Origin of the sequence: Bacillus thuringiensis, assembly GCF_001182785.1 — a bacterium.
Lineage (GTDB): Bacteria > Bacillota > Bacilli > Bacillales > Bacillaceae_G > Bacillus_A > Bacillus_A thuringiensis_S.
Genome location: NZ_CP012099.1, coordinates 436,852 through 457,738 on the forward strand (window position 1 = coordinate 436,852; position 20,887 = coordinate 457,738).

Genomic DNA, 20,887 nt, shown 5'->3' on the forward strand with positions numbered 1-20,887 from the left:
ACTATATGAGCCAATTATATACTGATGTTGTAAAAACGATTTTACAAGTTAGGAGCAATGGTGTGAAAAATCAAATCTATGAATTACGCACTGGAAATAATATTTCACAAGGCGCATTAGCTGATAAATGCAAGGTTTCTAGACAAACGATAAATGCAATTGAGAATAATAAATATGATCCAAGCTTAGCGTTAGCATTCCGTTTAGCTGAAGTATTAGGAACAACTGTTGATAAATTATTTTTGTACAAGCAGTAGAGTCGTTCATTATAAGGCGCACCGTTAAAAATAAAAAAGATCCTCTTCTTATGAGAAGAGGATCTTTTCTTATAGCGTTTTAGTCTTTGGACTAGGTGGTGTAACGGATGTATTATTTTCTGGAACTCTAGTGAGTAAGAATCCACCGATAATAAACAATACAATAATACTAAGAACACCAGCGTTTGTTTTTCCTGTTAATTGCGTTGTAACACCGACTAATACCGGGCCCATAATTGCGGCGAACTTACCAAAGATATTATAAAATCCGAAGAACTCATTAGCAGATTCTTTTGGTACTAGTTTTGCAAAGTATGAACGACTTAGTGCTTGAATACCACCTTGAGATGTAGCAACTAACATTGCTAAAATCCAAAAATCAAGTGTCGTTTTTAAGAAATAAGCATATGTGCAAATAATGATATAAATAATGATACCGACATATAACATTTTTTTACCAGTAAATGTTTCAGATAGTTTTCCATATAGTAACGCAAATGGACAAGCGACAATTTGTGTTACAAATAATATGATTAATAGATTCGTTGCACTAATACCGAGATCGGTTCCGTAAGCTGTAGACATAGTAATAATTGTATCGACTCCGTCAATATAGAAAAAGTAAGCAATTAGAAACATAAATACAGTTTTATATTCTTTAATATTTTTAAAAGTATCAGCAAGACGTTTGAAGCTCATTTTAATAGGTCTTGGATGACGCTCAATATAGTGTGTTTGCTCTACGTTTTTAAGCATTGGAATTGTAAATAACCCCCACCAAAGAGCAGTTATCGCGAATGAAATTTGACTAGCAATGCCAACTGATAAAGGGATAGTTCCTTTTTGAGCAAGAATAATAAGAGCGATACAACCGATAAAAGGAATAGTACTCCCAATATAGCCTAAAGCGAAACCTCTTGTAGAAATTCGATCCATTCTATCTTCAGAAGTGACATCTACTAAAAATGCATCATAAAAAATGTTTGCCCCAGCAAAACCAACTAATGCGAGCATATAGCATCCTAATAATAAGTACCATTGAGATGTTGGAACGACTGCTAACATACTTGTAAATACGATACCAAGTCCAAAGAAGAATGTGAAAAATCGTTTTTTAAATCCTTTATAATCAGCAACTGTGCCGAGAATAGGAGCAAGTATAGAAATTAAAAGTGTAGCGAACGAGTTTGCATATCCCCAATATGCTGTTGAAGTTGCACCAGATAGCCCGGCTTCTTTTGCAGCTGCTTTAAAGTAAATTGGAAATAATGCAGTTGTAATGACGAGCGAATATACCGAGTTCGCCCAATCGTATAATATCCAGCTTTTTTCTTGTCTGGACATTTTTTTCATATAGTGTTCCCCCTTAAATTTGTTCTACTAACAGTGTACAAAAATAAAAATTATAAAAAGAGAAACAGTGATGATTTTTACAGAACTTTTACATATATACACAGTTCTTTACAATTGGAGTAAATCCTCTACAATTGATCCGTCTGTTTCGCCTAAGTGTAAACCGAGTAGTCTAGCGATAGTTGGACCTTCATCAATAAGTCTCATATACGGGACGGTAACGCCGGTTTTTATTCCTTTTCCAGCAGCGATAAAAATTGTTTCATAGTTAGGTTTTGTTGGAGAATATCCATGCGTACCAAATGTATATTTTTTACTAGGCGTAACATCTTTTTCAGTAATTTCTTTTATAAAATCTCCTGTATAGTTTTCAGTGAAATAATACCCCTCTTGCGCTTCTAACATAAATAAACAATTACCATCTGCACCGCAGTCTTTCGCAGCTTCATCATGAAGTATAAATTCAATTCCATTCTGTTTATTTTGCAGCAGTTCTTCAAGGAGTAGTTGTACTTCTCGAATTGTATCCGTATCATTTTTGTCTTTCACATATACATAGGCAGACCCGTCGCAACTTTGACAATAGGCCTTCCAATCTACTAATAGCCCTTTTTTATTTATAGATACGAGGCCTTTTTGTTGGAATAGCACATTTAATTGAATTGCTTTGTTTTCACTTAAAGCGCTATGGTCACCAAGAGCGATAATTGTACTCTCTTCGTATAGGTCACTGTCTTTTAAAGTTTGAATAATTTTCCCTAGCCGCTCATCATGTCTATGAATTGCAGCTATTGTTTCGTTAGATTCAAAGCCATGATAATGTCTTTGCGTGTCTAAATCAGTGAAATGTACGAACATAACATTAGGCTTTTTCGTCTGAATGGTGTGTACAGCAGAGGCGAGGACGAAATCATCCAGCTCTGGTTGTGATAAACCATTTCTTATATGGCCGAAACGACGATTTAAATCTAATTGGTATAGTGGGCTACCGCTAAATAAGGAAACTAACACTTGATTTTGCCACGGTCTATTGGGGAAAATTTCTGGTAAATTGTAATCAATGTTTGCTCTCCCAGTAACAGGCCATAGAAGGGCAGCTGTCGTTAAATTTGCTTTACGCGCTTCATCATACAATGTTGTTCCTTTTATCGATTTTCGGTACCAATGCCAATCAGGTGATTCACGTCCTGGTTGAAGTAACGTATTACTAACAACACCGTGCTTGTTAGGGTAATTACCGGTTACGATTGTTGAGTGGCTTGGATATGTTACAGAAGGATAAATTGGTTCTACTTTTTCGACAACCGTGCCCTTTTTTATTAGAGATTGGAAATGAGGTAGTTTTTGTAGTATAGGAAAATCTAAAGCTGATAAACAGTCGAATGATAAAATAATGACACGATTCGTTAATGCTTTATCCATAAAGTAATCCTCCTAATTATATAAAACCTATTCTTATATATTACTATTAATACCTAGTAATAAAAATATGTTTTCGAATAAAATTTATTGTTTATTTTCAGAAAAATTAAACATATAATAAGTATAAGGGAATCTACGGACGGAGGGAATAGTATGGACTGGTTAGATGGATTCGGTATATTTTACATCATTGGTGGCATCACAATTCTCCTTGTATTTGCTATTTCATATTTACTAAAGAAACGTTTTCCAGACAAACAGTTTGATATTATATTTGCACTGATTGTAATACTTCTTTGCTTAGCATCATTTCCTGTTACCATGATGGTTATTGGTGGGTGGGAAGGAATGGGATATGGATTTATTGGTTTCTTCGTTCTACTAGGTACACTTATTGGTATGATTGCACATCAACTTGTAAAAATCTCTCGAAAAAGCTACGTATAAAACTGTAAAAAATGAAAAGAATATATAATAATAAGAAAATTAGCTATTGTTTTAAAAAAGAATTTGTATTATGATAATCAACAAATTTATTTCGTTATAACGATGAAAAAGGACTAGTACATATTCAACCTTTTTAGTAGAGAGAGAATCCGCCAGGCTGAAAGATTCTTAAAAAGGCAATATAGAACCTGCCTTTGAGTTCTGCATATGCAGCGGGAATTTCCCGTTATCAAAAAGAGAGCATGCGCAATTTTTGTGCATGAATCAGGGTGGTAACGCCGGCAAAGCTCGGTCCCTATTTAGGGACGCGGGCTTTTTTGTATTTTCTAGAAGGAGGAAGACTGACTATGGCAAAAGAACAAGTGCAAGCCATTACGAAGATGGAAGAGGACTTTGCGCAGTGGTATACCGATATTGTAAAAAAAGCCGAACTTGTTGATTATTCAAGTGTAAAAGGGTGCATGATTTTACGTCCGTATGGTTATGCCTTATGGGAGAATATGCAGAAGGTGATGGATGAGAAGTTAAAAGAAACTGGCCATGAAAATGTATATATGCCAATGTTTATCCCAGAGAGTTTATTGCAAAAAGAGAAGGATCATGTTGAAGGATTTGCTCCTGAAGTAGCATGGGTTACGCATGGCGGGGATGAAAAGTTAGCGGAAAGACTTTGTGTACGTCCTACATCTGAAACTTTATTCTGTGAGCACTTTTCAAAAATTGTGCAATCCTATAATGATTTGCCAAAGTTATATAATCAGTGGTGTTCAGTAGTTCGTTGGGAGAAGACAACTAGACCATTCCTTCGTACGACTGAATTTTTATGGCAAGAGGGTCATACAATCCATGAAACGGCAGAAGAATCGCAGGCTGAAACATTAAATATTTTAAACTTATATGCTTCTTTCTGTGAGGATTATTTAGCGATACCAGTTATTAAAGGACAAAAAACAGAAAAAGAGAAGTTTGCTGGAGCAAAGGAAACTTATACAATTGAAAGTTTAATGCATGATGGAAAAGCGCTTCAAACAGGAACCTCTCATAACTTTGGGACGAATTTCTCAGAAGCATTTGATATTAAGTTTTTAGATCGTAACGGTAAATGGCAATATGTGCACCAAACATCTTGGGGTGTATCAACAAGAATGATAGGCGGGCTAATAATGGTTCATAGCGATAATAATGGACTTGTAATGCCACCAAAAGTCGCTCCAGTGCAAGTTGTTATTGTACCAATTGCTCAGCATAAAGAAGGAGTTTTAGCAAAAGCAACAGAGTTACAAGGACATATTCAAAAGGTTGCACGAGTAAAAATAGATGCTAGTAATAAAACGCCTGGTTGGAAATTTAATGAGTATGAAATGAAGGGTATTCCAATTCGATTAGAAGTTGGCCCTAAAGATATTGAAAAGAATCAAGTTGTACTTGTAAGAAGAGATACGAAGGAAAAAGAGTTTGTACCGATGGATCAATTAGAAGAACGTATTCCAGCATTACTTGAAGAAATTCATAGTTCTTTATTTAATAAAGCAAAAGCATTTCGCGATGAGAATACGTATGCTGTGACAAATTTCGAAGAGATGAAAAAAGTAGCTGACGAAAAGCAAGGCTTTATTAAAGCAATGTGGTGCGGGGAATTGGCTTGTGAAGAGAAACTAAAAGAAGAAGTGGGAGTATCATCACGTTGTATGCCTTTTGAGCAAGAGCATTTAGCTGAAGAATGTATTTGTTGTGGTAAAGAAGCTAAACAAATGGTGTATTGGGGAAAAGCGTATTAATACTCTTTTGATAGGTGATAAAAAGGACTTTAGGCTGCATAATAAAATGCAATCCAAAGCCCTTTTTAGTTTTATACAGTATTTCATGTATTCTTTAGATGGAAGGATGTTGTTCTTATTTTACGTTTTTACGACGAATAAACAGTAACATACCAATTAGGAATGTTGAAAGACCCATTAAAATAGATATAGGGTAATGCGTTGCAGTATTAGGTAATTTATCACCTTGTTTTTTTGTATTATCTTTTACATTACCACCTTGAGAACCGTTGTCCTTCTGAGAATTGCTATCGCCTTTAACACGATTGCCACCTTGAGAGCCGTTGCCACCTTGAGAGCCGTTGCCACCTTGAGAGCCGTTGCCACCTTGAGAGCCGTTGCCACCTTGAGAGCCGTTGCCACCTTGAGAGCCGTTGCCACCTTGAGAGCCGTTGCCACCTTGAGAGCCGTTGCCACCTTGAGAGCCGTTGCCACCTTGAGAGCCGTTGCCACCTTGAGAGCCGTTGCCACCTTGAGAGCCGTTGCCACCTTGAGAGCCGTTGCCACCTTGAGAGCCGTTGCCACCTTGAGAGCCGTTGCCACCAGAGCCACTGCCACCAGAGCCATTGCCACCTTGAGAGCCGTTGCCACCAGAGCCACTGCCACCAGAGCCATTGCCACCTTGAGAGCCGTTGCCACCAGAGCCACTGCCACCAGAGCCATTGCCACCTTGAGAGCCGTTGCCACCAGAGCCACTGCCACCAGAGCCATTGCCACCAGAGCCGCTGCCACCAGAACCGTTGCCACCGGAACCACTGCCACCAGAGCCGTTGCCACCAGAGCCGTTGCCACCAGAACCACTGCCACCAGAACCGTTGCCACCGGAACCACTGCCGTCAGAGCCATTGCCGCCAGAGCCATTACCGCCGGAACCACTGCCACCAGAGCCGTTGCCACCGGAACCACTGCCACCAGAGCCGTTGCCACCGGAACCACTGCCGTCAGAGCCATTGCCGCCAGAGCCATTACCGCCGGAACCACTGCCACCAGAGCCGTTGCCACCAGAGCCGTTGCCACCGGAACCACTGCCGTCAGAGCCATTGCCGCCAGAGCCATTACCGCCGGAACCACTGCCACCAGAGCCGTTGCCACCAGAGCCGTTGCCACCGGAACCACTGCCGTCAGAGCCATTGCCGCCAGAGCCATTACCGCCGGAACCACTGCCACCAGAACCGTTACCGCCGGAACCGTTACCACCAGAGCCATTACCGCCGGAACCACTGCCGTCAGAGCCACTGCCACCAGAACCACTATCGTCCTGAGAACCGTTATTTCCTGGAGGTTTATTATTATCCTTTAAATTTCCTTCTGCAAAATGATCGCTATTTTGTACAATAGCGTTTGTTAATGGTTGGAAGTTTTCAGTTGCAGCATTACCGATATTTAAACCGCTAAAAAAAGATAAAGAGAGTGTTGATGCTAAAATGAAGATTTTCGTCATGGTTTTCCTCCTAAGAAATTAATATTCCATCTAAAATACATCCCTTTGTAATATTTCTTAGGAAAAAGAGTTTTATGCAAAAAAAACTATATATAGAAAAAGGTGGTGTATTTGTCAAAGCAGAAAAGAGTTAATGTAGATTTCCTACAAATAGTAGAGGCGGAGAATTTACATTCATAACGGTAGAGGAAGTGGCAGTAGATGAAAGAGTACATAGCGTTTGATATTGGCGGTACGCAAATTAAGTATGGCATTGTTTCAGAAATAGGGAGAGTATTAAAGTGTAAAACAGTTGCAACAGAAATTCATTTAGGCGGAGAACAAATTATTCAAAAACTTATATATGTATCCAAAAAAATAATGAATGAACATACTATTGCAGGAATTGGTATTAGCACTGCGGGAATTGTTGATATTAATAAAGGAATTGTGACGGGAGGTGCGGATCATATTCCGGGATATAGTACTATTCCTATTATTGATAGGTTGCAAGAGATATTAAAAGTTCCAGTATCGATTGACAATGATGTGAATTGTGCAGCGTTTGGAGAAAAGTGGAATGGTAGTGGAAGAGAGAAAGCGAACTTTATTATGCTCACCCTTGGAACAGGGATTGGGGGAGCGATTTTTATAGATGGAGAATTGTACCGAGGCCATTCATTTAGTGCTGGTGAATGGGGGAATATGTTAATAGAAGGAAAACCGTTTGAAGAGGTTTCCTCGATTTCAGGATTAATTCGTCTTGTCAGAAAATATAAAGGCAAAGGCGAGTGGAATGGGAAAAGAATTTTCGAGTTGTATGATAAAGGAGATCGGGAAGTTGCTCAAGCAGTTGGGATCTTCTTTAAACATTTGGCAATCGGAATTAGTAATCTTGCTTATATTTTCAATCCAGAAACGATTATTATTGGTGGAGGAATTACTGATAGAGGAAATGAGTTTTTAAAAGAAGTAAAAGAAGAGATCAGTAAATACTTAAATCAAGAGATTTATAATAATTGTGAGATTGAACTTGCACAAAACGGTAATTGTGCAGGAATGATTGGTGCTATTTACCACTTCTTACATCATCATAAGTAAATTATATGAATGTTTTCATATAACTGAGAATTTATCCTTTTTATCGCTAGGTAAATAATGCTACAATATAAGAGAAGAATACAATATTTTCCGATTTGGAAAATGCTTTGTAGAAAGGGAGAAACTTCATGCCTATTATTTTAGAAAAAGGTCAAAAGATCGATTTAACGAAAGGACAACCAAAAGTAGCAAAACTACAGGTTGGCTTAGGCTGGGATCCAATTGGGCAATCAGGTGGATTTCTGTCTTCATTATTTGGAAGTAAACCAAATGTAGATTGTGATGCATCTGTTGTTATGTTAGAAGGAGATCGTTTTTTAAACAAAAATGATTTAGTTTACTTCGGAAATAAACTTTCTACTTGTGGTAGTATTATTCATTCAGGAGATAATTTAACAGGCGAAGGCGCTGGTGATGACGAAACAATTTTCGTAGAATTACATAAAGTTCCAAGCCGTATTAATCGTTTAGTATTCGTTGTAAATATTTATGACTGTGTAAATCGTCGTCAAGATTTCGGGATGATTCGTAATGCATATATTCGTATTCAAAACCCGCAAACTGGTGAAGAATTAGCACGCTATAATTTATCGGATAATTATGCTGGCAAAACGACTCTAATTGCAGGTGAAATGTATCGTTACGGAAGTGAATGGAAGTTTTCAGCAGTTGGAGAAGGAACACAAGATAAAAACTTAAGTGAGATTGTATCACGTTATCAATAAAATAACCGAGGAGGAATTGTATATGGCATCAATTTCATTGAAAAAAGGACAAAAGGTAGACTTAACAAAAACGAATCCAGGTCTTTCGAAAGTTCTTGTAGGACTTGGTTGGGATACGAATCGTTATGACGGACAAAACGATTTCGACTTAGATGTTAGTATTTTCTTAGTAGGTGCGAATGGTAAAGTTTCAGGAGCTGAAGATTTCGTCTTCTATAATAATCCAAAAGGTGCGAATGGTTCTGTAGAGCATTTAGGAGATAACCGCACTGGCGAAGGTGAAGGCGATGACGAAGCGATTAAAGTAGATTTGAAAAATGTTCCTGCTCACATCGAACGTATTTGTTTTACAATTACAATTTATGATGGAGAAGGCCGTAGCCAAAACTTCGGACAAGTTTCTAATTCTTTCGTACGTATTCTTGATGAAGAAAAGAATGCAGAATTAATTCGTTACGATTTAGGAGAAGATTTCTCTATTGAAACAGCCGTAGTAGTAGGTGAATTATACCGTCATGCAGGTGACTGGAAATTCAATGCAATCGGAAGTGGATTCCAAGGTGGATTAGCGTCTCTATGTAATAACTTTGGTTTAGATGTAGAGTAATAGATTTGATTTATATATCCATCGGTGAAATGCGTGTTTACCGATGGATATATTTTTAAAGATAAAAATATAGAGGTGAATATAGATGGTTATTCAATTACAAAAAGGACAGAAAATCGATTTAGGCAAGACAAGCCCTGGTTTAACAAAAGCAGTAATTGGTCTTGGATGGGATATTAAATCTTATGACGGTGGATCAGATTTCGATTTAGATGCATCTGCCTTTTTATTAGATGCAAACGGAAAATGTACGAAGGAAACTGATTTTATTTTCTATAATAATTTACAGTCTCCTTGTGGATCTGTTTTACATACAGGAGATAACCGTACAGGCGAAGGCGAAGGCGACGATGAGCAACTTGTTGTAGATTTGAAGAAGGTTCCAGCAGACGTTCATAAAATTGCTATTACAGTTACGATTTATGATGCAGAAGGCCGTAGTCAAAACTTTGGGCAAGTAGGAAATGCATTTGTTCGTTTAGCAAATGAAGAGACGAATGAAGAAGTTCTTCGTTTTGATTTAGGGGAAGATTTCTCCATCGAAACAGCAGTTGTCTTTTGTGAATTATACCGTCATAATGGACAGTGGAAGTTTAATGCAGTAGGAAGTGGATTCCAAGGTGGTTTAGGTGCGCTTGTAAGAGCGTATGGCTTGGATGCATAGAAAGGAAACGATATTCGTTTCCTTTTTTTGACCTTTCTATAAATCTAGCAAAGAATAGGGGATAAAGGTAAGATGAGTATTTTGCAAGGAATCCTTGATACGTATGCTCAGTTTTTCGACTTGGACATGTGGATTAAAGTGTTGCAAGATCCAGTATCTTGGGGATTAATAGGTACACTTGTTGTACTTGAAGGGTTGTTATCTGCTGATAACGCACTTGTGTTAGCGGTAATGGTAAAACACCTTCCGGAAGAAAAACGTAAAAAAGCATTATTCTATGGACTTATTGGAGCTTATGTGTTCCGCTTTATTGCGATTGGAATCGGGATGTTCTTAATTAAATTAGCATGGGTAAAAGTGTTAGGTGCACTTTACTTAGCGTGGCTTTCAGTTAAATACTTCATTGATAAAAGAAAAGGTAATGCAGAAGAAGAGGAATCTCATGGTATGAACCAAAATAGTATTCTCTTCAGAATGTTCGGTGTCTTCTGGGGAACAGTTGCGATGGTTGAATTAATGGATATCGCATTCTCTGTAGATAGCGTACTTGCTGCATTTGGTGTATCTAATGAAGTTTGGATTTTACTATTAGGCGGAATGCTAGGTATTTTAATGATGCGTGGTATCGCTGGTGTATTCTTAAAATTGTTAGAGCGTATTCCAGAACTTGAAACGACAGCATATATTTTAATTTTAATTATTGCAGCAAAAATGTTATTGTCTGTTATTCATATTGAAATAAGCCATACAGTGTTCTTCATTATTTTAGTTGTAGCATTTGGAGCAACATTTATACTTCACTACATGAAGAATTCTGGACAAGCTAAAGAAGAAGTTGCAGTTACTAAAGAAGACAATAAATAATTGAAATGGGTTTGCTCGTTTTGCGAGCGCCCATTTTTTATAACCAAAAATAGTTTATAATAGAAGAAGGACTTAGAAAAAACGTAAATGTTTTTGGAGGTGAACTGTTGTGTTTTCACGTTTTACACTTCAACCATATGCATTAAAAGATGAATCAGATTTAAAGCAATTTGAAGCGCTTTTAGAAAAACGCCCACAATATGAGCTGACAGAGAATGAGATGAAATTTAGTTATATAGCATGTCGAATCCTTGGCGTTCCTAATGATGTAGATGAATATTTTAATGAACTGTTTGATTATAGTGAAGCGAAAGGAATCGAAGTTTTACACGAACAAAATTTAAACAAAGTGATTGATTCAGAAAAGCTTCGTCATATTCAAGAAGTGTTCGTATTACATCAAGAAGCACCAAATGGTCTGACAGTAAATAGGTTAGTTGCACACTTATCTGGGAAACAACTTTTACCGAAAGTAGACAATCCTGATTTACAGCATTACATACATACGACGTTTATTTCAGTATTGAAATTATATGAGAAACAACATAATCAGTCGTTAAAGACAGAAGGCTTCCGTCGTTTCTTAATCGACATAATTAAACTAAGCGAAAATTACGTAGCGAAGTGGTTTTCTACGATTAATTATAAGAAACAGATGCCGCGTATCGTTTGGTATGGTGATGCACAGGAAAGCCGTATATATTTCTTATATTTTCTTATTATGCTCGGTTGTGATGTGCTTTATTATCACCCCGAAGGAAAAGATGGATTTGAAAATATTGATGAAGAGGGAAGAACTTTTATTGTGTCTCATCCGGGTCGCATTTCTCTTGAACCATTCCCTGATCGCCGCCGCGAGCGTGTTGCAACAGTAGCGTATCAAGCTTCGAAAGAAATTGAACAAGTACTTCACCACGATAATTCACTATTATATAAACCGTGGCAATTCCGTTCGTATACACCTGTAGCACGTACGTTAAAAACGACATATGATGAACTCTTTTTAATTACGAAAGAAAAGGCATTTGTACGTCCAACATTCTTTGTTGAAAATAAACATATTTATATTCCTTCTTTATTTGCGAAAATATCAGGCGTTTCAAAGAATGATAAAGAATATTTTCAACGATTAAAGGCTGTTACATCATTTGATAATAGTTTATTAATTAATACATTCCCGTTTACGAAAGAGCAGAAAGCAAATTTCCAATATCATTATCGAGATGCATTGGACCGAGCTGGGAAATTACATCCTGATCTAATTATGAATAGCCATTGGTGGCCGCATAAGCGTTTACCGGAAGGTTTACAACATGGGATTGCAGAGGCGATTATCCATACGTGCGAAAGTGAAATGTGCAAACCAATTGCGAAAGAAACGAAACAAGAGGTAGCGCTGTATGTTTTTGCACAACTTTCTCAAATACCACCCAATATTTTAGAACAGCTTGAGAAATTTGATTATTCACAAGATGTACCGAAAATTGTTATATTTAATAATGAGAAGAGCGGAGAATTAACTCGTTCTGACGCTGTTTTATTACTATTTTTGAATCAAATTGGAGTAGATGTATTCCATTTCAATCCTACGGGCAGAAACGATATTGAACCGTATGTTGAAGCAGGAGCATTTGATTCCCATTGGCTTGAAGAAGTTAATTTCGATCTTGAGTTTCATGGTTCATCAGCCTATAAAAATTTATCACAAACAATAAAAGGACTATTTCGTCCATTTTTATAAGGAAAGGGAGAATATCATATGAATAACCCAGTCGTACTAGATTCGAAAACTGAATTGAATGAGCAAACCGCACAAGATGTTCGCTTGCAACTTAGACAAGATGCAGATGTGCAACGTATTTATAACGCAGTAGATATTAAAGATCAACTGGAATTAATTGAACTTGGAAAAGAACCTTCTATGGAAATTTCACGTTTCGCTGATCAAATTTTACATACAATGTCTCTATCAAAGATAGAAGATTCTGGTGAATTGTTAAAGCAACTTGGTAAAATTATGGACAGATTTGATAGTAAAGACTTTGCGGAAGAGAAAAGTGGTTTCTTCTCGCGCATGTTCAAAAAAGCGGATAAAATGATAGAACAAATCTTTAGTAAATATCAAACGATGGGCCGCGAAATTGATAAAGTTTATGTGGAAATTACGAAGTACCAAGATGAGATGAAAAAATCAATTGGTACGTTAGATGGCTTATATGAGCAAAACTTAAAATATTATTTAGACTTAGAGAAGTACGTAGTAGCAGGAGAAATGTTATTAGAGCGTTTAAATACAGAATTAGTTCCGATGTATGAAGAACGCGTGCGTAATAATGATCAATTAGCAGGTATTGAATTAGAGTCGCTTAAAAACTCGGTTGAAATTTTAGAGCAACGTATTGATGATTTAGAAAAAGCACGTATGGTTGCGCTACTTACAGCGCCGCAAATTCGCATGATTCAACGTGGAAATAATAAATTAATTGGTAAAATCAATACAGCATTTATTACGACGATTCCTATCTTTAAAAATGGTATCATTCAAGCAGTAAATGCGAAACGTCAAAAGCTTGTTGCAGATTCTATGGCTGAACTTGATCGCCGTACAAATGAATTACTTAAGAAAAATGCACAAAATATCGCAACGCAAAGTGTAGAAGTAGCGAGATTATCAGGTTCTTCTAGTATTAAAATGGAAACACTTGAGGAAACTTGGAACATTATTTCAAGAGGTATGCAAGAAACACAACAAATTGAAGAACAAAATAAACGTGAGCGTGAAGAAAGCCGCAAGCGTATGGCTACATTAACAGAGAATATCAAAAAAGAATTACAAGGATAAATGAAAAGGCAATGAGGAATAGTCCTCATTGCCTTTTAGTTTCTCTTCACTAATTTAATAATCTCATTCACAACAAGTGGAATGATACTTAATAAGAGAACGAATCCCCAATCTCGCATTGTTAATGCATGTACACCGAATATATTTGCAAGGGGCGGGATGGAGATGATACAAACTTGCATAAGAACACCGATAAGAAGGGAGAAGACTAAATATTTATTTGTAAAGATCCCAATTGAAAAAATCGATTTCGTTCTTGAACGCAAGTTAAATGAATGAACGAGCTGAGAAAAACTAAGAACGACAAATGCCATCGTTTGGGCATGTAATAGAGCATCGTCATCAATTCGTTCAGGGAAAAGAGGGAATAAATTTGTATCTCCAGTATAGAATTTTGCTCCGGCGATAAAAGCTATTAGCGTTAAAAGTCCAATGACAAGTCCATTGAAAACAAGAAAAGGAACGCTACCACTAAATAAGCTTTCTTTCGCATGTCGTGGTTTTTCCTTCATCACATCTGGATCTTCAGGATCAACCCCAAGTGATAATGCAGGCAGTGTATCTGTAATTAAATTCACCCACAAAATATGAATAGGTCGTAGTGGTGTTGCCCAGCCGAGTAAAATGGCTAAAAATAAAGCGATAATTTCTCCGAAGTTACAAGAGAGTAGGAAGAGAATTGATTTTTTTATGTTACGATAAATATTTCTACCTTCCTCAACAGCTTTCACGATAGATGAGAAATTATCATCTGTTAACACAACATCTGCTGCCCCTTTTGCAACGTCTGTTCCTGTAATGCCCATCGCTACGCCGACATCGGCTTGCTTTAAAGATGGTGCATCATTGACGCCATCACCAGTCATAGAAACGATATTTCCTTTCGCGCGTAATGCCTTTACAATTTTCACTTTATGCTCTGGAGAGACTCTAGCGAATACATTTAAATGATTAATTTTGCTAGCTAGTTCTGTATCAGCAATGTTATCTAATTCAGTTCCAATCATAATTTCAGATATTTCTTCAGCAATGCCGAGTTCTTTAGCAATTGCAAAGGCGGTATCTTTATGGTCACCAGTAATCATAACTGTGCGAATGCCGGCTTTTTTACATTCTGTAATTGAATCTTTCACTTCAGTTCTTGGCGGATCAATCATACCGACAAGACCGATAAAGATGAGATTTTCTTCAAGATGATTTATATCCACATCGTTTGAATTGAATTGTTTAAAGGCGAATGAAAGTACTCTTAAAGCTTCTTGAGACATTGCCCTGGCAGCTTCTAATATTTGATTTTTATCAACCTCTGTTAGACCCTCGATTTTACCGTTTTTAAATATGTGGGTACATCGAGGTAAGAGCTTATCAATAGCGCCTTTCGTCATGCTATAGTAGTTTTCATCGTATGTATGCACGGTTGACATCATTTTACGATCTGAGTCGAAAGGCAGCTCGTTAACACGTTCATGTATCGTTTCTAAATGATCTTTTTGCATATTAAAAGTGCTTCCGGCCACGAGAAGAGCAATTTCAGTCGGGTCTCCGGTTTGTGATTCGTTATTGTAAGACGCATCATTACATAGCACCATATTTTCTAACAATAGACGTTGTGCATCATTATTTACATTTAAATTTTCTAAGTGATCGTATGTGTTATCACTATAAAAGTGAGTAACAGTCATTTTATTTTGCGTTAACGTACCTGTTTTATCTGAACAAATAATTGTGACAGAACCGAGAGCTTCAACAGCTGGTAGTTTTCGAATGATAACGTTTTGTTTAATCATACGTTGTACACCAATTGCAAGAACGATGGAAACGATAGCTGGCAAGCCTTCTGGAATAGCTGCAACAGCTAAACTAATAGCAGTCATAAACATTTCTAACGTATCCCGGCCTTGTAAAAATCCGATGAGGAACATAACGATACAAATAGCTACAGCGACAAAGCCTAAATATTTTCCGACTTGTGCTAAGCTTTTTTGAAGTGGTGTCATATCATCGTCTGCTTCATGTAAAAGGGTAGCAATCTTACCAATTTGTGAGTTCATTCCAGTTTCAACAGCAACACCGACGCCTCTTCCATATGTCACAAGAGTAGACATAAAGGCCATGTTTTTTTGATCGCCAAGTGGTACTTGCTCATCACTTTGCATAGAAGCGTGGTAGATTGCATCTTTATCAACAGGGACAGATTCACCAGTTAGAGCAGATTCTTCAACTTTTAAATTTGCGGTTTCGATAAGGCGTAAATCGCATGGGATATATCGTCCGGCGTCGAGCATAACAATATCCCCTGGAACGACGTGCTCAGATGGAATTTCTTTTAGTTCACCATTTCTCTTGACGATAGCTTTTGGTGTTGCCATTTTTTTCAATGCCTCTAAAGCTTGTTCTGCTTTCGATTCTTGAACAACACCGATAACAGCATTTAAAACTACAACGAGCGCGATAATACTGGCATCCGCCCATTCACCTACAAAGGCAGAAATAAGGGCAGCTATAATAAGGACATATACGAGGACGTCATTAATTTGGGCGAAAATACGCTGCCATAAAGTGCGTTTTTGTTTTGTAGCTAATTCATTAGAACCGTATTGCTTTAAACGTTCACTTACAATCTCATCTGTTAAACCGTGTTGTTCGTTTGTTTCTAGGTCAATTAATGTTTGATCTTTCGTCTTACTGTACCAATTGCTCATAAGTAAGCACCTCCAGTAAAAACAGTTAGCAATGGTAGTGTTGCTATTATTTGTGAGTAGTATGTATGGAGAAAAAATCTAGGGTGAGGTTCTACTTCTATTGTACAATATTTTACAGTTGGTTGAGGGAAAGAGAAGAGTTGTCATGAATTTGTTGGAAATAAAAAAGAGCCTCATATAAGTGAGGCTTTTTTACTTTTTAATTAATGTACCTAATTCTTCTGTAATAGCTTGCATTTCACTAATGCTGAATGTTTCACGTTTCATAACATGATCATAAATGTCACGTAAATCTTCGTACATTTCTTCGTTAAAACTAGCAGCTCTCATCGCTCCAGCATTAACCATACGTAATTTTTCTTTAATAGCTTCGACCATGTATTCAACGTTTTCTTCTGACTTTACGGATAAATCCACCGAAGTGTCCCCCTTTAAAATAACATAAGGCTATCTTAACATTTTTTATCATTTTCGTTAATGAATCTTTTCAATCCTATTAAATTAGTAGGGATTTCCTTTATATTTCATAATTGGTTGTTTATACTATAAGTATATATGAAGAAATGCACCAAGAAGGGAAGAAACAAAGACATGGTTCAAGTATTGTTTGTTTGTCTTGGGAACATTTGCCGTTCTCCGATGGCAGAAGCAATTTTTCGAAATCTTGTCGTAAAAGAGGGACTTGAAGAGAAAATTGTCATTGATTCTGCAGGAACAGGAGATTGGCATGTTGGTCATCCGCCACATAAAGGAACACAAAAAATTTTAAAAGAAAATGCAGTCACTTTTGAAGGAATTAAAGCAAGGCAAGTAGAAAAAGAAGACTTAACAAAGTTTGATTATATTATTGCCATGGACAACAAGAATATAGCAGATTTAAAAAGTTTAGGTAAAACTGGAGGCTATATTGGTAGGCTGTCCGACTTTGTTCCAGACGGTGGCTGGACAGACGTTCCTGACCCTTACTATACAGGGAATTTCCAAGAAGTATATGACCTTGTAACAGAAGGGTGTGCAAAGCTATTAGCTTTCATTCGAAATGAACAAGGAATATGAGGAAGCTTAGAAAGAAATACTTTCTAACATAAGAAATGAAAGGGTGAAGGAATATGGCAAAGAAAAATAATATTGCTCGAAACATTGCGATTGGTGTAGCTGCAGGTGTAGCGGTATCCATGTTAAAGAAAGAAAACCGTGAAAAAGTAAAAAATACAGCAGAAAAAGCAAAAACAAAGATGATTGAAATTGGTGAAAATGCAAAGATCAAAGAAAAAGTGCAAACTGTTACAGATAAAGGACGCGAACTTGCTGATTTCAATGTGGTAAAAGCGAAAGTAGCAGAAATTAAAAAATTAACGCCATCTGTTGTAGAGACGTTAAAAGAAACGAAAGAAATTTTTAGTAAGAAAAAAGTTGAGCCAGAAGAAAAGCCAGAAACGATTGAAATTCAAGCTGTATCTCCAAAGGTAGATGAGCTGAAAGCAGAAGAAGAGCCAGTAGTTGCTGAAGATGGTGGTATGAAAGAAGCGCGTGAATTATTTATGAAAGACTCAAATGCAGTGGAAAAAAAAACTGAAGCGTACATTGAGTTAAAGCAAGATAAAGAAGAGAAGAAAAGCGTTTAAACATATATGAAAAAAATTTTAGAAAAGGTGAGAAGAAATCGTACTTATTCGTTTGGTAAAGATTTATATGACCGGACGATGCGCGATGATGTAGCGGGCTTGGCAGCACAGCTCGCTTATTTCTTCTTGCTTGCAATTTTTCCTGGGCTCGTTTTCTTAATTACGCTTCTTGGATTTATTCCCATTCAAACAGAGGATGTGCTTAGTTTATTAGAGGTTTATGTACCAGATGATGCAATGAACTTAATTGAGGTAAATGTAGATAAAGTTGTAAACCAGCAAAATGGTGGTTTATTATCATTTGGTTTATTATCCATGTTATGGTTTGCCTCAAATGGTGTTAATGCGGTTATGAATGCTTTTAACCGCGCTTATGACGTGAAGGAAACACGTTCTTTTATTACAACAAGAGCGTTATCAATTGTGTTTACATTAGCTATTATTTTTATGATTGTCTTTGCGTTAATTGTTCCGGTATTCGGACAAGTTATTGGAGCAGCAGTGTTTAAAGCACTCGGTTTATCAGATAGTTTTTCTTTCGTATGGAGCATTACACGATTAGTAGCGAGTTTCTTCGTACTATTTGCTTTGTTTAGTTTCTTATATACATTTGCACCAGATCGAAAGTTAAAAAGAAGAGAAGTTATTTCAGGGGCGTTATTTGCTACTGTAGGATGGATTGTGGTATCTTACTCATTTGCTTATTATGTAGATAAGTTTGCGAATTACGCCAATACATATGGTGGTCTCGGTGGTATCATTATTTTAATGTTATGGTTTTATTTAACTGGATGGGTAATTTTACTTGGCGGTGAAATTAATGGTTTACTCCACCATTATAGAACCGGTGACAATAATTCCCGTAATGAATAATGAGCTCTTGTTCCATAATAAAAAGGAACAGGGGGGATATTTCATGAGTAATAATAAAAAGAACCATAATAATAAAAGTAATAATAAACAAAAGAGCAGTTCGCATCCAAAGCATAAAACGAGTAGCAGTGCGAACGGTCATAATAGCTATCATTAAAAAAAACGGGTCCTCTATGAGGGACCCGTTTTATTTGCTTCCTTTTAATAATCGTAAGCCATTTAAAATGACAAGAATCGTACTTCCTTCGTGGCCAATAACACCGAATGGAAGAGCTAAAAATTGCAAGAAGTTTGAACAAATTAGCATCGCAATAACAGCTAGCGAAAAGATTACGTTTTGCTTCACAATACGGTTCATTCGTTTTGATAGACGGATCGCTTGAGAAAGACGAGATAGTTCGTTCTTCATCAGTACAACATCCGCCGTTTCTAAAGCTACATCTGTTCCTTCTCCCATTGCGACACCAATGCTAGCAGTAGCGAGTGCAGGTGCATCATTTATGCCGTCTCCGACCATTGCTACTGTACCGTATTTTTCTTTTAACTTTTTAATCGTTTCAACTTTTGTTTCTGGTAAACATGATGCGTAATATTCCTTTATATTACTTTCAGAGGCAATTGCTTTTGCCGTTTCTTCATTATCTCCAGTAATCATAATTGCTTCGACACCAATGTTTTGTAAATCGCGAATGGCAGCTATTGTTTCTTGGCGAAGCGTATCTTTTAAAGCGATAAGTCCAAGAATGCCTCCTTCATCACTAATATAAACGACAGTTTTACCTTCCTTTTCAAGTGAGGCAGAAATACCATTATGAAATGTCTTTGTTTCTTCACCGATAAAATCAGCTTTACCTATTTTATAAGCGTTGTTTTCGAATACTCCTTTTAGCCCAAAACCAGTTACATCTTCAACCTTTTCTGGTTTTATTAATGTAATGTCGTACGCATGTTGTGCATATTTAACAATGGATTCAGCTAAAGGATGTGTAGAGTGACTTTCAATTGATGCTGTAATGGAAAGCACTTCTTTTTCTGTCATATTTTCTCGAACATATACATCTGTTACGGTAGGTTTTCCTTCTGTTAATGTTCCTGTTTTATCAAAGGCGATTGCTTTTACTGAAGCGAGGCGTTCTAAATGAATGCCACCTTTAAAGAGAATTCCATTTCTCGCTCCGTTAGAAATTGCAGATAACGTTGCTGGTGTAATGGCAGCAACGAGTGCACAAGGAGATGCGACTACAAGTAAGATCATAGCGCGATAAAACGTTTCATTCCAGCTCCAGTCAAGTAAGAAATGAGGAACGAACATCATAAGCGCAACAACGAGTAGTACACCTTTTACGTATGTTCCTTCAAACTTTTCGATGAATAGTTGTGATGGTGATTTTTCACTTTGTGCACTTTGGACGAGACGGATAATCTTTTGGAATAAGGTTTGATCGCTCGGCTTCGTAATTTTAACTTCGATAGCACCACGTAAATTTACAGTACCTGCAAATACTTCATCGCCATGTCTTTTCTCATTTGGAATAGGTTCTCCTGTGATTGCTGCCTCATCGATATTTGTTTCACCGTTATGAATCGTACCGTCAGCAGGAACACGTTCACCTGGTTTAATTAAAATAATGTCGTTAATTTGTAACTCTCCAACAGGAACACGTTCCTCAGTTCCGGTGGAAATACGTAATGCTTCTTCAGGTTGTAAGTCCAGAAGAGCAGAAATTTCTTTTTGGCTCTTACTTAACGTATAAGATTCCATAGCACCGCTGAGTGCAAAGATGAAGATTAAAATAGCCCCTTCTGCCCAGTAGCCAATAATTGCAGCACCAATAGCTGCAAAGAGCATTAGCATTTCAACATTTAGCTCTTTTTCTTCAATCGTATCTTCAATTCCTTCTTTTGCTTTTGCATATCCACCAACTATATAAGCAAGGATATAGCAAGTAATACCTACATTCATTGCATCGTTCTTTGTGAATAACCAACCAACTAAAATAAAAATACCAGATGCTACTGCAAATACAAGTTCATAATGTTTTTTTAATGTGTCCCATAGAGAGGGATGAGAAATTGTTTCTTTTGCGTGTAACGTTTTTACTTCTGAGTTCATTACTACTCGCTCCTTCCGAATTCTTATTGAGAAAAATAATCAAAATCGAAACCCC

Annotated in this window: 19 protein-coding genes and 1 other annotated feature; of the genes, 13 read left to right on the top strand and 6 right to left on the bottom strand. The window is 37.0% G+C overall.

Annotated elements, in window-relative coordinates; translation table 11 throughout:
* Window positions 1-5: 5 nt before the first annotated feature.
* Window positions 6-257 (top strand): helix-turn-helix transcriptional regulator, encoded by a 252-nt coding sequence (locus tag AC241_RS02285; RefSeq protein WP_080990732.1) that lies wholly within the window; start codon window positions 6-8, stop codon window positions 255-257.
* Window positions 258-326: 69 nt separating this feature from the next.
* Here AC241_RS02285 and AC241_RS02290 read toward each other — a convergent pair whose 3' ends face one another.
* The gene (locus AC241_RS02290) at window positions 327-1,610 is read right to left on the bottom strand and encodes an MFS transporter (protein ID WP_000738820.1); all 1,284 of its coding nucleotides are present in this window, start codon (window positions 1,608-1,610) and stop codon (window positions 327-329) included.
* A 108-nt stretch (window positions 1,611-1,718) separates the two neighbouring features.
* Entirely contained in the window at window positions 1,719-3,032 is a 1,314-nt protein-coding gene (locus AC241_RS02295) for an alkaline phosphatase family protein (protein WP_000356442.1), read from the bottom strand.
* A 153-nt stretch (window positions 3,033-3,185) separates the two neighbouring features.
* Between AC241_RS02295 and AC241_RS02300 the strand changes: the two genes are divergently transcribed.
* A complete protein-coding gene (locus AC241_RS02300) occupies window positions 3,186-3,479 on the top strand; it encodes a YesK-like family protein (protein WP_000383860.1) in 294 nt (97 codons plus the stop codon).
* A 93-nt stretch (window positions 3,480-3,572) separates the two neighbouring features.
* Window positions 3,573-3,779 (top strand) — a binding site (T-box leader).
* Between the two features lie 47 nt (window positions 3,780-3,826).
* Window positions 3,827-5,257 (top strand): proline--tRNA ligase, encoded by a 1,431-nt coding sequence (gene proS / locus AC241_RS02305; RefSeq protein WP_016083661.1) that lies wholly within the window; start codon window positions 3,827-3,829, stop codon window positions 5,255-5,257.
* A 115-nt stretch (window positions 5,258-5,372) separates the two neighbouring features.
* On the opposite strand, the gene AC241_RS02310 is transcribed toward proS, so the two are convergent.
* Complete coding sequence (locus AC241_RS02310) at window positions 5,373-6,737, bottom strand: hypothetical protein (protein ID WP_050842486.1); 1,365 nt, start codon at window positions 6,735-6,737, stop codon at window positions 5,373-5,375.
* 201 nt (window positions 6,738-6,938) lie between these two features.
* Between AC241_RS02310 and AC241_RS02315 the strand changes: the two genes are divergently transcribed.
* The 7 genes from AC241_RS02315 to AC241_RS02345 all read left to right on the top strand — a co-directional run bounded on the left by AC241_RS02315 (window position 6,939) and on the right by AC241_RS02345 (window position 13,519).
* Window positions 6,939-7,817 (top strand): ROK family protein, encoded by an 879-nt coding sequence (locus tag AC241_RS02315; RefSeq protein ID WP_016083658.1) that lies wholly within the window; start codon window positions 6,939-6,941, stop codon window positions 7,815-7,817.
* A gap of 128 nt (window positions 7,818-7,945) precedes the next feature.
* Window positions 7,946-8,542 carry a TerD family protein gene (locus tag AC241_RS02320; protein WP_001121587.1) on the top strand — a complete coding sequence of 199 codons (597 nt, stop codon included), beginning with the start codon at window positions 7,946-7,948 and terminating at the stop codon, window positions 8,540-8,542.
* A gap of 22 nt (window positions 8,543-8,564) precedes the next feature.
* Complete coding sequence (locus tag AC241_RS02325) at window positions 8,565-9,149, top strand: TerD family protein (protein ID WP_016083657.1); 585 nt, start codon at window positions 8,565-8,567, stop codon at window positions 9,147-9,149.
* 85 nt (window positions 9,150-9,234) lie between these two features.
* On the top strand, window positions 9,235-9,813 hold the full coding sequence (locus tag AC241_RS02330; RefSeq protein WP_000236649.1) for a TerD family protein: 579 nt from the start codon (window positions 9,235-9,237) through the stop codon (window positions 9,811-9,813).
* Between the two features lie 72 nt (window positions 9,814-9,885).
* On the top strand, window positions 9,886-10,677 hold the full coding sequence (locus AC241_RS02335) for a TerC family protein (RefSeq protein WP_016083656.1): 792 nt from the start codon (window positions 9,886-9,888) through the stop codon (window positions 10,675-10,677).
* Between the two features lie 109 nt (window positions 10,678-10,786).
* Entirely contained in the window at window positions 10,787-12,418 is a 1,632-nt protein-coding gene (locus tag AC241_RS02340; protein WP_048564001.1) for a YceG family protein, read from the top strand.
* An 18-nt stretch (window positions 12,419-12,436) separates the two neighbouring features.
* On the top strand, window positions 12,437-13,519 hold the full coding sequence (locus AC241_RS02345) for a toxic anion resistance protein (protein ID WP_001064413.1): 1,083 nt from the start codon (window positions 12,437-12,439) through the stop codon (window positions 13,517-13,519).
* A gap of 35 nt (window positions 13,520-13,554) precedes the next feature.
* Here AC241_RS02345 and AC241_RS02350 read toward each other — a convergent pair whose 3' ends face one another.
* Both AC241_RS02350 and AC241_RS02355 read right to left on the bottom strand, forming a co-directional pair.
* Window positions 13,555-16,221: a cation-translocating P-type ATPase gene (locus AC241_RS02350; protein ID WP_016083654.1), complete on the bottom strand. Its 2,667-nt coding sequence runs from the start codon at window positions 16,219-16,221 to the stop codon at window positions 13,555-13,557.
* Window positions 16,222-16,413: 192 nt separating this feature from the next.
* Window positions 16,414-16,638, bottom strand: coding sequence for a DUF1128 domain-containing protein (locus AC241_RS02355; RefSeq protein ID WP_000366196.1), 225 nt, complete (start codon window positions 16,636-16,638; stop codon window positions 16,414-16,416).
* Window positions 16,639-16,812: 174 nt separating this feature from the next.
* On the opposite strand from AC241_RS02355, the gene AC241_RS02360 reads away from it, so the two are divergent.
* From AC241_RS02360 to AC241_RS02370, 3 genes are read left to right on the top strand one after another with little or no spacing between them, the layout of a single operon-like run.
* Window positions 16,813-17,277 (top strand): low molecular weight protein-tyrosine-phosphatase, encoded by a 465-nt coding sequence (locus AC241_RS02360; RefSeq protein ID WP_000250916.1) that lies wholly within the window; start codon window positions 16,813-16,815, stop codon window positions 17,275-17,277.
* A gap of 53 nt (window positions 17,278-17,330) precedes the next feature.
* Window positions 17,331-17,846, top strand: coding sequence for a DUF4075 domain-containing protein (locus tag AC241_RS02365; protein WP_001085388.1), 516 nt, complete (start codon window positions 17,331-17,333; stop codon window positions 17,844-17,846).
* Window positions 17,847-17,852: 6 nt separating this feature from the next.
* Entirely contained in the window at window positions 17,853-18,719 is an 867-nt protein-coding gene (locus tag AC241_RS02370) for a YihY/virulence factor BrkB family protein (RefSeq protein ID WP_016083653.1), read from the top strand.
* 187 nt (window positions 18,720-18,906) lie between these two features.
* On the opposite strand, the gene AC241_RS02375 is transcribed toward AC241_RS02370, so the two are convergent.
* Complete coding sequence (locus AC241_RS02375) at window positions 18,907-20,832, bottom strand: heavy metal translocating P-type ATPase (RefSeq protein ID WP_048564000.1); 1,926 nt, start codon at window positions 20,830-20,832, stop codon at window positions 18,907-18,909.
* Between the last annotated feature and the right edge of the window lie 55 nt (window positions 20,833-20,887).